Source organism: Rhodobacter capsulatus SB 1003, from assembly GCF_000021865.1.
Lineage (GTDB): Bacteria > Pseudomonadota > Alphaproteobacteria > Rhodobacterales > Rhodobacteraceae > Rhodobacter > Rhodobacter capsulatus_B.
The window spans coordinates 20,204-32,305 of sequence record NC_014035.1 but is presented as its reverse complement, the minus strand read 5'-3'; the positions used below and the strand labels follow the sequence as shown (position 1 = coordinate 32,305).

General features: G+C 65.9%; 16 protein-coding genes, 2 pseudogenes and 1 riboswitch. Of the genes and pseudogenes, 12 read left to right on the top strand and 6 right to left on the bottom strand.

The features are described 5' to 3' along the window. Window positions 1–71 precede the first annotated feature (71 nt). Window positions 72–271, top strand: a riboswitch (cobalamin riboswitch). A gap of 168 nt (window positions 272–439) precedes the next feature. From RCAP_RS17710 to RCAP_RS17690, 5 genes are read left to right on the top strand one after another with little or no spacing between them, the layout of a single operon-like run. Next, window positions 440–1,450, top strand: a complete 1,011-nt coding sequence (locus RCAP_RS17710) for an ABC transporter substrate-binding protein (RefSeq protein ID WP_013069276.1) — start codon at window positions 440–442, stop codon at window positions 1,448–1,450. Then, on the top strand, window positions 1,447–2,487 hold the full coding sequence (locus tag RCAP_RS17705) for a FecCD family ABC transporter permease (RefSeq protein ID WP_013069275.1): 1,041 nt from the start codon (window positions 1,447–1,449) through the stop codon (window positions 2,485–2,487). The genes RCAP_RS17710 and RCAP_RS17705 overlap by 4 nt, the downstream gene beginning before the upstream one ends. Beyond that, window positions 2,484–3,251, top strand: coding sequence for an ABC transporter ATP-binding protein (locus RCAP_RS17700; protein ID WP_013069274.1), 768 nt, complete (start codon window positions 2,484–2,486; stop codon window positions 3,249–3,251). The genes RCAP_RS17705 and RCAP_RS17700 overlap by 4 nt, the downstream gene beginning before the upstream one ends. Before the next feature lie 3 nt (window positions 3,252–3,254). Continuing rightward, on the top strand, window positions 3,255–3,680 hold the full coding sequence (locus tag RCAP_RS17695) for a pseudoazurin (RefSeq protein WP_013069273.1): 426 nt from the start codon (window positions 3,255–3,257) through the stop codon (window positions 3,678–3,680). After that, entirely contained in the window at window positions 3,677–4,465 is a 789-nt protein-coding gene (locus tag RCAP_RS17690) for a class I SAM-dependent methyltransferase (RefSeq protein ID WP_013069272.1), read from the top strand. Before RCAP_RS17695 ends, RCAP_RS17690 begins: the two co-directional genes overlap by 4 nt. A gap of 127 nt (window positions 4,466–4,592) precedes the next feature. Here the strand turns inward: RCAP_RS17690 and RCAP_RS17685 are convergent, their stop codons facing one another. Continuing rightward, a complete protein-coding gene (locus tag RCAP_RS17685; protein ID WP_013069271.1) occupies window positions 4,593–5,624 on the bottom strand; it encodes a hypothetical protein in 1,032 nt (343 codons plus the stop codon). A 151-nt stretch (window positions 5,625–5,775) separates the two neighbouring features. Continuing rightward, a complete protein-coding gene (locus RCAP_RS17680; protein WP_013069270.1) occupies window positions 5,776–5,985 on the bottom strand; it encodes a hypothetical protein in 210 nt (69 codons plus the stop codon). Window positions 5,986–6,011: 26 nt separating this feature from the next. Between RCAP_RS17680 and RCAP_RS17675 the strand changes: the two genes are divergently transcribed. From RCAP_RS17675 to RCAP_RS17660, 4 genes are read left to right on the top strand one after another with little or no spacing between them, the layout of a single operon-like run. Continuing rightward, a complete protein-coding gene (locus RCAP_RS17675) occupies window positions 6,012–6,515 on the top strand; it encodes a hypothetical protein (protein WP_131725974.1) in 504 nt (167 codons plus the stop codon). A gap of 41 nt (window positions 6,516–6,556) precedes the next feature. Beyond that, window positions 6,557–7,279: a hypothetical protein gene (locus tag RCAP_RS17670; protein WP_023925871.1), complete on the top strand. Its 723-nt coding sequence runs from the start codon at window positions 6,557–6,559 to the stop codon at window positions 7,277–7,279. Between the two features lie 41 nt (window positions 7,280–7,320). Beyond that, on the top strand, window positions 7,321–7,947 hold the full coding sequence (locus tag RCAP_RS17665; RefSeq protein ID WP_013069267.1) for an RNA ligase family protein: 627 nt from the start codon (window positions 7,321–7,323) through the stop codon (window positions 7,945–7,947). Then, window positions 7,944–8,693, top strand: coding sequence for a hypothetical protein (locus RCAP_RS17660; RefSeq protein ID WP_013069266.1), 750 nt, complete (start codon window positions 7,944–7,946; stop codon window positions 8,691–8,693). Before RCAP_RS17665 ends, RCAP_RS17660 begins: the two co-directional genes overlap by 4 nt. Before the next feature lie 11 nt (window positions 8,694–8,704). Here RCAP_RS17660 and RCAP_RS17655 read toward each other — a convergent pair whose 3' ends face one another. The 4 genes and pseudogenes from RCAP_RS17655 to RCAP_RS20225 all read right to left on the bottom strand — a co-directional run bounded on the left by RCAP_RS17655 (window position 8,705) and on the right by RCAP_RS20225 (window position 10,354). Next, window positions 8,705–9,163, bottom strand: a complete 459-nt coding sequence (locus tag RCAP_RS17655; protein ID WP_013069265.1) for a hypothetical protein — start codon at window positions 9,161–9,163, stop codon at window positions 8,705–8,707. A gap of 19 nt (window positions 9,164–9,182) precedes the next feature. Further along, a pseudogene (locus tag RCAP_RS19980) lies at window positions 9,183–9,329 on the bottom strand (ATP-grasp domain-containing protein); the annotation flags it as partial. Window positions 9,330–9,565: 236 nt separating this feature from the next. After that, complete coding sequence (locus RCAP_RS17645) at window positions 9,566–10,069, bottom strand: metal-dependent hydrolase (protein ID WP_013069263.1); 504 nt, start codon at window positions 10,067–10,069, stop codon at window positions 9,566–9,568. Between the two features lie 81 nt (window positions 10,070–10,150). Beyond that, window positions 10,151–10,354: an ATP-binding protein gene (locus RCAP_RS20225; RefSeq protein ID WP_148214871.1), complete on the bottom strand. Its 204-nt coding sequence runs from the start codon at window positions 10,352–10,354 to the stop codon at window positions 10,151–10,153. 331 nt (window positions 10,355–10,685) lie between these two features. Here RCAP_RS20225 and RCAP_RS17640 point away from each other — a divergent pair. The 3 genes and pseudogenes from RCAP_RS17640 to RCAP_RS17630 all read left to right on the top strand — a co-directional run bounded on the left by RCAP_RS17640 (window position 10,686) and on the right by RCAP_RS17630 (window position 12,018). Further along, window positions 10,686–11,320, top strand: a pseudogene (locus tag RCAP_RS17640) (tyrosine-type recombinase/integrase). Window positions 11,321–11,410: 90 nt separating this feature from the next. Then, window positions 11,411–11,677, top strand: coding sequence for a type II toxin-antitoxin system RelE family toxin (locus RCAP_RS17635; RefSeq protein WP_044033738.1), 267 nt, complete (start codon window positions 11,411–11,413; stop codon window positions 11,675–11,677). Continuing rightward, window positions 11,674–12,018 carry a helix-turn-helix transcriptional regulator gene (locus RCAP_RS17630; RefSeq protein ID WP_013069259.1) on the top strand — a complete coding sequence of 115 codons (345 nt, stop codon included), beginning with the start codon at window positions 11,674–11,676 and terminating at the stop codon, window positions 12,016–12,018. The genes RCAP_RS17635 and RCAP_RS17630 overlap by 4 nt, the downstream gene beginning before the upstream one ends. Window positions 12,019–12,102 lie beyond the last annotated feature (84 nt).

Below are 12,102 nucleotides of genomic sequence, written 5' to 3'. Positions count from 1 at the left end.
TCTGTCCGAGATATAATTTGCAGCAGAAACAACGGTTTTTCGCTTCTCGCGCTTGCCGTTCCGCCACGTTCGGGGTAACCAGCGGCGTCGGTTTCCGAAAGGAATTGAAAGGGAATCCGTTGTCAGAAGCGTCTGACGAACCGGAACTGCCCCCGCAACTGTAGGCGGCGAGGGGTTTCGCACCCAAAGTCACTGTGGCGCATGCCATGGGAAGGCCGCGAAACCTCGATGACCCGCCAGTCAGGAGACCTGCCGACACGTCGAAACGCAATGCGGCCCGGGCGGGGTGTCCGGGGAGGTGTCGAATGACTTTTGCCCTTGGGTGCGTTTGCGCACCCTCCAGCCAGTTCGTGCGCGGCCCGCAGGGGTGCCGCAGGAACACGCCATGGCCGACCTTTCCTGATCTGTCCCCGGCTGCCCTGACATCCGGAGACTTTTCATGTTTGTCCGTTCCCTGACTGTCGCGCTTGCCTGCGCGACCGGCTTCGCGTCGCCCGTCATGGCCGAAACCACCTATCCCCTGCAGCTGAAGAACTGCGGTGTCGATCTGACTTTTCAGAAGGCGCCCGACAGCGTCGTGACCGTGGGGCAGGCCGCGACCGAGATCCTCTATGCGCTTGGCCTTGGCGACAAGGTGACCGGCACCTCGGTCTGGTTCACCGAGGTCCTTCCGGAGTTCCGCGAGACGAATGCCCGCGTCGCGCGGCTGGCCGACAATGACCCGAGCTTTGAATCGGTCGTGGCGAAAAAGCCGGGACTGGTCGCCGTGCAATACGAATGGCATGTGGGGCCGCAAGGCATCGTCGCCACGCGGGAACAGTTCGCCGATGTCGGCATCCCCACCTATGTCTTGCCCGCCGATTGCTGGAAAAAGGACAACAGCACCGGCTCCGACGGCACCCGCAGCGCGATGTTCGAGATGGCCTCGATCCATGCGGGCGTGACCCAGTTGGGGCAGATCTTCGACGTTTCGGACCGGGCCGATGCGCTTGTCGCCGATCTGAAGGCGCGCGAGGCCGTGGCGATCGAAAAGGCCCGGGCGCTCGATCTGCATGACGCGTCGGCGGTGTTCTGGTTTTCCTCGGCCGAGATGGATGTCGACCCCTATGTTGCGGGCCGCAAAGGGCCGCCCGGCTACATGATGGAGAAACTGGGGCTGAAGAATGTCGTGGAGAGCGACGAGGAATGGCCGACCGTAAGCTGGGAAACCATCGCGCGGGCGAATCCCTCGGTGATCGTCATCGCCCGCATGGACCGGCGCCGCTTCGAGGCGGATGATTACGAAAAGAAACTCGCCTTCCTGAAATCCGATCCGGTGACGCGCCAGATGGATGCGGTGAAGAACAACCGGATCGTCATTCTGGATGCCCATGCGATGGATCCCTCGATCCGCAACGTCACCGCGCTCGAGACGCTGGTTGAAGCCCTGCCGGCATTCGGTCTGAAATGATGGCGGCGGCAGCTTCCGGCTGGCGTGCCCGGTCTCTCCTGTGGCGAGGGATGCTTGGGGCTGCCGTGCTGACGATGGCGATCCTTGCGGGGGTCGTCATCGGCGAAACGCCGCTGCCGGTTTCGACGGTGGCGGCGGTTCTGGCCAATGAGCTTTGGAACGCGGGCCATCCCGTCGATCCGATCGATGCGGCGATCATCTGGAACTACCGGATGCCCCGCACGCTGGTGGCGGCGGGCTGCGGCGCCGGGCTGGCGCTTTCGGGCGTCGTGCTGCAAGCGCTGATCCGCAATGCGCTGGCCGATCCCTACCTGCTGGGCGTGTCGGCCGGCGCGTCGACCGGGGCGGTGGCGGTGACCATCCTTGGCGTGGGCGGAGGCGCGCTTGGCCTGTCCGGGGGCGCCTTCGTCGGCGCGGTTCTGGCCTTCGGGCTGGTCGCGGCGCTGGCCCGGGCCGCCGGAGGGGGGCCCGCGCAACTGGTGCTGGCCGGGATCGCGGGATCGCAGCTCTTCAACGCCCTGACGAGTTTCTTCATCGCGAAATCGGCCAATGCCGAACAGGCGCGGGGGATCATGTTCTGGCTTCTTGGCAATCTCTCCGGGGTGCGCTGGCCGGATGTGGCGCTGGCCGCGCCTGCGGCGGCCTTGGGGTTTCTGGTCTGTCTCTGGCATGTCCGGGCGATGGATGCCTTTGTATTCGGCGCGCAATCGGCGGCGGCGCTTGGCATTGCGGTGCGTCGGGTGCAGCTGGTGCTGATCGGCGCGACGACGCTGATGACCGCGACGATGGTCAGCCTTGTCGGCTCGATCGGCTTCGTCGGTCTGGTGATCCCGCATGCGGTGCGCTTTGCCGTGGGGGCGCGGCACGGGGCGCTGGTGCCGGGGGCGGCGCTGGCGGGCGCGGTGTTCCTGATCGCGGCCGACATCACCTCGCGCATGTTGATCCCCGGGCAGGTCGTCGCCATCGGGGTCGTGACCGCGCTCGTCGGCGCCCCGGGCTTCGCCCTTATCCTGATCCGCAACGGGGGGCGCAGATGAAGGTTTCCACGACGGATCTGGGCTGGGCCAGCGCCGGGCGCCCGATTGTCGAGGGCGTCACGCTGGATATCCGTCCGGGCGAGACCTTCGGGCTGGTCGGTCCGAACGGCTCCGGCAAGTCCACCCTGCTGCGGCTGATCGCCGGGCTCTTGCCGCATCCGAGGGGCGAGGTGCGGCTTGATGACGTGCCGCTGGCCCGGCAGTCACGGCGCGAGGTGGCCCGCAAGCTCGCCTTTGTCGAGCAGCAGGCCGAGACCGATGCGGCGCTGACCGTGCGCGATGCGGTCGAGCTGGGCCGCACCCCCTGGCTGTCAGCGTTGCATCCGTTCGGCCCCCGGGATGGTGCGATCGTCGATCGGGCCCTGACCGCGGTCGGCATGGCGCAGATGGGCGCGGCGCTCTGGTCCACCCTGTCGGGGGGCGAACGTCAGAGGGTGCATATCGCCCGCGCACTGGCGCAGGAGCCGCGGCTGCTCTTGCTCGACGAGCCGACGAACCATCTCGACATCCACCACCAATTGTCGCTGCTGCGGCTGATGACCCGCCTGCCGGTCACGGTGATCGTGGCGCTTCATGACCTCAATCAGGCGATCGGCTGCGACCGTCTGGGGGTGATGGCCGGGGGTCGGATGATCGCCTGCGGCCCGCCGCGGCAGGTGCTGACGCCCGAGCGGCTGGCGCGGATCTTCCGGGTCGGCGCCACCGTGCTGACCGATCCCGCCGATAACACAAACCTGTTCCGTTTCCATTGTCTTGAGGACTGATCGATGAAACTTGCCGCCATCCCGGCCGTTGCGCTGCTTCTGTTCGCCGCCCCGCTGCTGGCCGAAACACATGACGTGAAGATGTACAACCGCGCCGAGAGCGGGGCGATGGCCTATGAGCCCGCCTTCCTGCACATTGCCCCGGGCGATACGGTGCGATTTCTTCCGGCCCAGCCCGGTCACAACGCCGCCACGATCGAGGGGATGATCCCCGAAGGCGCCATCCCGTTCAAATCGAAGATCAACGAAACCTTCAGCGTCACCCTGACCGTTCCCGGAAGCTATGGCATCCGATGCAGCCCGCATTTCGCCATGGGCATGGTCATGCTGATCAAGGTGGGCGACGCCCCCGCGCCGGTGCTGCCCGCCGATCTGCCCGCGCGGGCGCGCAGCCGTTTCGAGGCGATCCTCGCGACGCATCCGCAATGAGCAACTTTGATCTGTCCGAGGAGATCCGCGCCTATTGGGGGCTGCGCGCCGCGACCTTCGACCTGGCTTTCGGCCACCGGATCGCCCCCGGCGCCGAGGCCGAGGCCTGGGCTGTCCCGATGCACCGGCTTGGCGACGCGCCGCAACGGGTGCTGGAGCTTGCCTGCGGCACGGGCGAGGTGACGCGGCTTTTGCACGATCTTGGCCACGAGGTCACCGCGCTCGACTTCTGCGAGCCGATGCTCGCCGTCGCACGGGCCAAGCACGCGGGCAAACCGCGGTTGCGGTTCCGTCTCGCCGATGCTCACGCCACGATGGAACCTGCGCAAAGCCAGGATGCGATCCTGTGCCGTCACCTCGTCTGGACACTGACGCGCCCGGCGGAGGCTTTTGCGGACTGGTTTCGCGTTTTGCGCCCGGGCGGGCGGTTGCTGATCTACGACGGCAACTGGGCGCAACCCGATCCGCGCGGGTATTGGGCGGCCGGGCTCCTGGCGCTGTGGGAGCGGCTGTCGCCCGATCCGACCTACCACGGCGCACTTGGCGATCGGCACGCCGGGATCATGCGCCGTCTGCCCTTTGGCGCCGGGCTGACGCTTGAGGCGCTTGAGCCGATGCTGCGTTCGGCGGGGTTCGTCGATCTGATGCAGATCCCGCATGAGCCGATCGCAAAGGCTCAACGCCGCTCCAATGGCCTGCGCAACCGCCTGAGGACGAGGGTATACACGCGTTTCATCCTGCTTGCCCGCAAGCCGGAGGTAGAGGCACCCTCTGCGGCGCGATGAATGCAGGAATATGGGTGGAGAACACAAAGCCACCCCTGACCATGTGTGGCGCGGTCGTGCGTACAGGTAGTGCGACCAAAAATCTGTTCCGCTTGCGGGGATCATCCCCGGTCCCCGAGGGCGGCATTCAACCACGCCCAAACTCTCCTATCAGCCTCGGCGCCGCTTCATGCAACTCCGCATCCGCGATGCCGTCAAATTCCACGACAGCCTCAAGCCCCGCGAGGGGCTGGTAGCTCAGTCGGCACAGACGGAAACGGATCCGCGTCGGGTCGTTGCGCCGTGCCGCATCGCGCGTGGCGGAACAGGTGAACCGTGCCGGGGTGCCGGTGGCATCGGGCGGCAGCGTGATCCCCTCGAGGGGGAGATGGTCGCGCAGCAAGATCTCTTCAATGTCTGGTTCGCGGGGCGCCGGGCGCAGGGTCACGCTGCGCGAAAGGGGCGCGGCGCACCAGGGGCTCACCAAGGCCTCGGGGTGGCGCGCGCACGATTGCGCCCGGCTTTCAGGCGGAGCTGTCTCGAGCGACGAAACCGGGACAACCCCGAACCGCCCCGCCGGGTCCGTGGCATCGAGCGTGATCCGGTCGAGCCGCGCCGGTTGGCCCGGCGCGGCGGGGGGCGGACCGCCCTGCAGCAGATCATGGGCCTGCGGCCGGGCGTCGAGCGCCGTGATGACGCAGACCCCGGGCGCGGCCGCTGCGCCGGGCGGGCAGGGTGTTGCCACGTGGATCTGGGGGGAAAAGGGCAGCTGCAGCCGTAACGTGCCGAACTGCACCGCAAGCGGCTTCCGCGCAAGGTCCGCCCAGCCCCGCGCATAGGCTCCCCGCGCGCTTGCCGTGCGGATCTCGAAGCTGATCCGTTCGGCGAAGGGGGCCGCAATCAAACCAAACGCAAGAGGCGCCGCCACAAGCCGCGCCGCGCGGCTGGCCAGCCCCGCGACGAGGCGGCAGGCGACATAGGTGACCAGCGCACAGGCTGCCACCGGCAGGCCAAGCGGCGCAAACAGGAACGACAGCGTCAGCATGATGCCCAAAAGCCCGGCGAGCCCAAGCACGATCTGTTGCACCGGCTTTGCATGGCGCCAGCCCGCTACCGACAGGCCGAGCAGGCCCGCCAGCAGGCCGAGGACGGTGATCCAGAACAGGGGCGCGGGGGACATTGCAAAAGACCTTTTGAAATCAATTCCGCACAGGACGTTCTGAGGGACCGAGGATGACCCGATCCTGCCTGCGCGACAAGCCTTTTCCAAACCGGCGCGGTCTGCGGCCGCGCGAACGGGCGAGGCGAAGCGACCGAAGCCGGGTTTGCCCCTAACCGGGATACAGTTCCACGCAGTTGAGATTGTAATGAAATGCTGCAAGCAACGCCCCGGCGACGACCCCGAGAAGCACCGAGATCAGCGAAAGCGTCCCTCTGCCGCGTCGGGCCAAGCCGACAGCAAAGGCCAGCCCGATCAGGACAGACCCCCAGCCGTAGGGGTCGAAAAACGTCGAGAGCAGACAGCCGGCGTAAGGTGTCATCGCGCGGTTCCTTTGCACAATGGCCCGTGAAACGCCCCGGCGGAGCGACATTCCGCAGGGTCGGGCCGCAAGCCAATCCGCGATCGCATCAGCCGCATTGCACTTTGGCGCGGGGCATGGGAGGTTTCAAGGACTGTAACGGATTGAAAAGGCGTGCGATGTTCGGAACGGCCCTGATGTTCGGGATGATGGTCCTGATCCTCTCCCTCCAGCTGCTGGGCGGATTTCCGCCCCTTTACCGGCCTTTTGGCAAGCTGCCCGAAGCGGATCTCCGGCGCCTGATCCCGCATCTCTTCCTGATCTTCCCGGCGATGGCGGCCTTCGTGGTGTTCAAGCAGCCGATCCGTCTCATCCTTCCCGGGGCGGTCGGGCTCTGGTGCGGCGGACGCATCCGCCGCCTCATCGCCGCCGGGGGCGCCACGCCCCGCTTCGTGCCGGATTGGCCGATTTTCACCCTTTCCCCGATGCTTGCCTTTGATCTTTGGACCCCGGGCGACGCCACGCTTGTTTCCGGGCGGCGGGTGCTGTGACCGCTCCCGCGCAGCACCGAACGGGATGGATCCCCCTTGCCATGGCGGGGCTGATCGCCGCGGGCTATGCCGATCTGGCGCCGCTGTCTTTGCTGCACAGACCGCGCGTCCCGGGAGACATCGCCGCGGCTGTGGCCGCGATCGTCGCCGCGCCCGTCCTGCCGCTGGTCTCTGCGCTTCTGGCGCGTTACGCGCGGCTGCGACTGCCGGGCCTCGTGCTCGTGCCATTGACGGTCTGCTGCGCGGTGCTGGGGGTCTTGCTCACTCTTGCCGCGATGATGGATGGCGGATCGGCCCTTGCCTTCCTCGAGGGGCTGATGCTGACCCTTGCCGTCGTGGGTGGCCTGCAGATGCTGGGCCGCGCCACCGAGGCGGGCGAACTCGCGGCCCTGTTGATGGCCTTGCCGACGCTCTTGGCCCTTTGGTCGCTCGCGACGGTCCCTGCCGCCGCGGTTTCGGCGCTGAAAATTGCGGCGGGCCATCCCTATTGCATCGCGCGCCACGGGGATACTCATCCCATCGACAGCTGGGCCGAGCTGCGCGGCCTGTCGCTTTACACCACCCGGACCGGCTTCAAGAGCACCTCGCACTGGTATCTGCACGCCGTGCTGATCGTCGAGGCCGATGCCGATTGGTCGGTCTGGAACTGGTCCTTTGGCGCGATGGGGTTCACCCCGCTGCCCCATCCCGACTGGCTGACCGAGCGCGCGGGAAGCGAATGCACGCCCGAACCGAGTTTCCTTGCCACGCTCGCGCCGTTCTGAGGCCTCTTTCCGCCCTCGTGGCATCCGGATACTCTGGCCGCATGACGAAGAAATATCCCCGCACCTTTCATTTGCCGATCTCGCCCGGCGCCAGCAGCGACGACAAGATCATGAACTCGCTCGAGGGGCTGATCTGCGACGATCTGGTGATCACCGAAAAGATGGACGGCGAGAACACCACGCTGCACCGCGGCGGGTGCCATGCGCGCAGCCCCGACAGCCGCAACCACCCCTCGCGCGATTGGCTCAAGGCCTTTGCCGCGGGTATCGCGCCGCAGCTGGCCGAGGGCGAGCGGATCGTCGGCGAGAACCTTTATGCCCGCCATTCGGTGGGCTACGACACGCTGCCCGCGTGGTTTCTGGGCTTTGCCTGGATCCGGGGCGACGAGGTGCAACCCTGGGATCTGACCCTGATGCGGTTCGAGGAGCTGGGCATCACCCCGGTGCCGGTGCTCTGGCGCGGACCTTGGCGTCCGGGGCTTTTTGAAACCATCGCGGCGGGGCTTGATCCGGTGCGGCAGGAGGGCTTTGTCGCGCGGGTGGCAACGGCCTTTTCGGAGGCCGAGATGCCGCGCCGGATGGGCAAATATGTCCGCGCGGGCCATGTGCAAAGCGAAACGCATTGGATGCAGGCGGCGCTGGTGCCGAACGGGCTGAGGGACGCATGAGGATCGGACGCGCCGCCCGGCATCTGGCGCTGGCTGCCGTGCTGACGGTGCTGACGCAGTTGGGCGGGCTGGCGTGGCTGATCAGCCGTCTGTTTCGGCGCAAGCTTCTTGCCTTTGCGCTGCTGTACGCCGCGCTTTGGCTGGGGGCGCTGATGATCGCACCGCACTTCAGGCGGGTGCCGATCACCTGCCATGGCGAGGGGCCGCTGGGGATGCGCTCCTGGGTCTTTTGCCTTGCGAACCGCAATTACGTCGCCCCCGAGCTCAAGGCCGCCGCCACGGACATGGCGACCGAAATGGCCCGGACCCATCCCGGCACCGTGACCCTTGCCCTTGATGGCAACTTCCCGTTTTTGAACGGCTTTCCGCTTCTGCCGCATCTGTCGCACAAGGATGGCCGCAAACTCGACCTGGCGTTTTATTACGCCGATCACGGCCGCTACCTGCCCGGGCAGACCCGGTCACCCTTGGGCTATTTCGCGTTCGAGCCGGGGCCCAGAACCTGCCCGCCGCGCTTTCCGACCCTGCGCTGGGATCTTGACTGGCTGCAACCGCTCTGGCCCGATTACGCCCCCGAGCCCGAGCGGATGCGCCTTGCATTGCGGCTTTTGTCGCGCGATCCCCGGATCGGAAAGATCTTCCTGGAACCGCATCTGGCGGCGAAATTCGGGGCGGGCGCGTCCAAGATCCGCTTTCAGGGCTGCGCCGCCGCCCGGCACGACGATCACATCCACATCCAGTTGTAAGATCCACGCGCTCAGCGGGCGGGTCTGGCCAGAGATGTCAGCCTTCGGGTCAGCGCCACAACGGCGAGACACAGCCCGATGATCAGACAAAGGCCCAGCTCAACCCAGTCCAGCCCGGCAAAGCCGCCATTGAGTTTCGCAAAGCCGAAGCCGACGCAAAGCGTGGTCAGAAAATTGACGGCGCTTTGTGACGAGGCCGATTTCGGGATCAGCAGTGAAAAGGCAAGAAACCCGATCACGACAGCAGCGCGCAGGCCCCAGTCAAGACTCTCCGACAGGCTGATGCCGCCCTGGCCTAGGCTCTCAAGCGTTGTCCGAACACGCTCCGGGTCGTTGGAGAACAGATCGCGCAGAAACACGCCCGATTGCTGATAAAGCTGCCGCCGCAACGGTGCGGTGGCAACATCAAGCCCAACCGCCAGCACGATCGGCAGGAAGAACAACAGCAGATGCCGCAAGACAAAACCCATCTCGCCCCTCCCGGACCGCTCAGCCAAGCGCGTCGATCGCCGCCGCCAGCTTCATCACATCGGCCGCATAGAACCCGGCGGCATTGATGCAATTCGTTTCCAGAAGTTTCAAGCCGGTCTCGGTGCTGCAGATATCCATGACATAGGCGGGCGCGTAGCCCGGGTTGCGCACCTCAGGCTCGGGGATCAGATCGCCAACGAAGGGCACGACCTTGTGCCAGGAATAGGCGACCCCCAACCGGTCGAGCGCGTGGGCCAGTTTCTCCATGTCGCCGCTTGCCGGAACGGGTTGCCTCGGCGACAGCAGCATCGGTCTGTCGTCTGAACCGTTTCCGAGATCGGCCGCCTCGCGAGGTCATCCTTCCCTCGGCCGGGGTCGGGCTGCGTCAGGTCAGAACGCGATCATGGGGTTGCGGGGCGCCTGCGGAGGAGATCCCGACGCAGCGTCAGCCCCGCCGCCAAGATGATCGCAAGTTCAAGGCCGAAGGTCCAGTGCAGCACGAAGTTCCAGACCCACCAGTTGTGACGTGCGGGCACTTCGACCAGGTTGACCTCGATGGTCGAAAGGGGGCGCAACCAGCCCACCCCGGCCGCGACGGAATCCAGCGCCAGATGCAGCAACAGGTTGGCCAGCGCCACAAGGATGAAGGAACCGGCGCCGTGTGCTCCCAGCGCGCGGGAAAGCCCCCAGGAAAGGGCTGCGATAAGCCCCCAAAACAGCGGCCAGTGGAACATATAGCCGTGATGCACGCTCTGGCGGTCCGATACCAGATAGAACCAGAAGAGATCGGTATCAGGCAGGACCGAGGCCAGAAGCCCGGTCGCGATCAAGGCGCCTTTGGCAGGATGGGACTTGGCGATCTGGCGCGACAGAAGATAGCCGGCAGGCAGGTGGGCGATGAACATCTTGGCCTCGGCTGAGTGTCTGAGGCGCCAGTCTGGCACGGGGCGGGGCGGAGCAAAAGCCCGGCCCTGCGCAGTGTGGGGTCAGATGCGCGGATCGGCGTCAAAGGTGATGCGAAAGCGGGTCGGGCGGGAGGTCGCAAGGCTGATCCCGCCGCGATGGGCGGACAGCAGGTTGCGCACGACCGCAAGGCCCATGCCGGTGCCGCCCGATGCCCGTCGCGTGGAAAAACCGGCTCGAACACCCTCAGCCGCAGACTCGGGAGGCTGCAAGACGCTGATACGCATTCTCGGGAAGGCCGTGGAAAAGACCCTCGCCGAGGTTCGGAACTGAGGTGCGGGCCAATGCCGGATCGCAGTTGAAAGGCAGCTTTGAGGCGCCCCACGTCAGCCGCGCCAAGCGTGCCGTCCCGCGCGCCATGCCTGTTCTCTGCGCAGTGCGCCGTTCCCCGAGCCACCTCGCGAACGGCCGCTATCGCCGATTGCCGCGGGACGATGCCGCGCCCTCACAAGCCGCTCCCCGCCCACTCGATCGATCGAAACGACGGATGGATCGGTGCTACACTTCCGGATCGGCGGAGCCGAGGATGTGGCGGGCGTGGTGGAGGGGAGTACCGTCATGGCCATTGAAACCTTGCCCGCTCTTCGCCCGACCCACGCGCCGTGGAACAAGGGCCGCATCGTCGGCCAAAAGCTTCCGCTGCAGCCAAAACACGTCTGGTCCATCTGCTTGCGATTGGAAATGGCCGACAATCGGCGCGACCTCGCCCTGTTCAACAGGACCGTCGATAGCAAACTCAGGGGCTGCGATCTGGTCGGCCTCAGGGTGAATGACATCTATGCCGCCGGTCACGTCAAGGAACGTGCCTCGGTGACCCAGAGCAAAACCCGAAAACCCGTCCGCTTCGAGATCACCGAGATCACGCGCCTGGCTCTTGAACGGTGGATCAAGGATCCCGAGATGATCGGCAACGACTATCTCTGGCCCAGCCGCGTTCACGCCAGCCCGCACCTCTCGACGCGCCAATATGCCCGGACCCTGCGCGACTGGGTTCTTTCGATCGGGCTCGAGCCCAGTGCCTATGGCACGCATTCGATGCGGCGCACGAAAGTTGCGCAGATCACCAAGAAGACCGGAAATCTTCGCGCCGTGCAGCTGCTTCTGGGCCACGACCCAAGATGGACAGCACAGTTCGATATCTGGGGGTCGATCTGGAGGATGCGCTGACGCTGTCGGAAGGGATTGATCTATGACCTTTGCCTGGCCGGCGCCTGTCGGCCAGGCATGTCGCGCAGGGCGACATTATGCTTGACTTTGGCCGAAATGTCGCCCAAAGCTACATCATGAAGCAGATCAGCACCACGAAAGCCGCGATCAAGGCCTTGCGGCGGATGCCCTCGACGACCGCTGCGCTGATCCGCGCCAAGATCGAAGCTTACGCGCAAGACCCAAGCGCGCAGGCCAATAACGTGAAGCCCTTGAAAGGCCGGGAGGGTATTCGGCTCAGGGTGGGGGACCCGCGGGTGATCATGGATGATCAGGGCAATGTTCTGGTCCTTCTCGATATCGGGCCGCGCGGCGGCGTCTGCGACGGAAAGGGCTTGAGATGACCGAGATGGTGACGATCCCGCGCGAAGAATATGACCGCCTGCTTGCTGCCGCGGAGGATCTGGCCGACCTGCAAAGCTATGACCGCGCCAAGGCGCGGCTTGCGGCGGGAGAGGACGAGTTGATCCCGGCGGACTATGCGAACCGCCTTCTGAATGGCGAAAGCGCCTTGCGCGTCTACCGCGATCTGCGCGGTCTGACGCAAGCTGCGCTGGCGGAAAAATCGGGCGTGAATCGGGTCACCGTGGCCGAGATCGAGACCGGCCGAAAGCAGGGCTCGATCGCAACATTGCGCGCTCTGGCCGACGCGCTTGGCGTGAGCTTGGATGATCTGGCGGCGTAACGTCGCCCCCTTTCGGTTTGTCAGGCGTGATGCGGCCTTTGCCCGTGGCGTCTTCGACACGAAGCGTCGCACGGGGCCGCCAGC

Bases quoted from the DNA above. Each gene is read 5' to 3' on its own strand.
- RCAP_RS17710 (WP_013069276.1), top strand. From the start codon at position 440: ATGTTTGTCCGTTCCCTGACTGTCGCGCTTGCCTGCGCGACCGGCTTC.
- RCAP_RS17705 (WP_013069275.1), top strand. From the start codon at position 1,447: ATGATGGCGGCGGCAGCTTCCGGCTGGCGTGCCCGGTCTCTCCTGTGG.
- RCAP_RS17700 (WP_013069274.1), top strand. From the start codon at position 2,484: ATGAAGGTTTCCACGACGGATCTGGGCTGGGCCAGCGCCGGGCGCCCG.
- RCAP_RS17695 (WP_013069273.1), top strand. From the start codon at position 3,255: ATGAAACTTGCCGCCATCCCGGCCGTTGCGCTGCTTCTGTTCGCCGCC.
- RCAP_RS17690 (WP_013069272.1), top strand. From the start codon at position 3,677: ATGAGCAACTTTGATCTGTCCGAGGAGATCCGCGCCTATTGGGGGCTG.
- RCAP_RS17685 (WP_013069271.1), bottom strand. From the start codon at position 5,624: ATGTCCCCCGCGCCCCTGTTCTGGATCACCGTCCTCGGCCTGCTGGCG.
- RCAP_RS17680 (WP_013069270.1), bottom strand. From the start codon at position 5,985: ATGACACCTTACGCCGGCTGTCTGCTCTCGACGTTTTTCGACCCCTAC.
- RCAP_RS17670 (WP_023925871.1), top strand. From the start codon at position 6,557: ATGGCGGGGCTGATCGCCGCGGGCTATGCCGATCTGGCGCCGCTGTCT.
- RCAP_RS17665 (WP_013069267.1), top strand. From the start codon at position 7,321: ATGACGAAGAAATATCCCCGCACCTTTCATTTGCCGATCTCGCCCGGC.
- RCAP_RS17660 (WP_013069266.1), top strand. From the start codon at position 7,944: ATGAGGATCGGACGCGCCGCCCGGCATCTGGCGCTGGCTGCCGTGCTG.
- RCAP_RS17655 (WP_013069265.1), bottom strand. From the start codon at position 9,163: ATGGGTTTTGTCTTGCGGCATCTGCTGTTGTTCTTCCTGCCGATCGTG.
- RCAP_RS17645 (WP_013069263.1), bottom strand. From the start codon at position 10,069: ATGTTCATCGCCCACCTGCCTGCCGGCTATCTTCTGTCGCGCCAGATC.
- RCAP_RS20225 (WP_148214871.1), bottom strand. From the start codon at position 10,354: ATGCGTATCAGCGTCTTGCAGCCTCCCGAGTCTGCGGCTGAGGGTGTT.
- RCAP_RS17635 (WP_044033738.1), top strand. From the start codon at position 11,411: ATGAAGCAGATCAGCACCACGAAAGCCGCGATCAAGGCCTTGCGGCGG.
- RCAP_RS17630 (WP_013069259.1), top strand. From the start codon at position 11,674: ATGACCGAGATGGTGACGATCCCGCGCGAAGAATATGACCGCCTGCTT.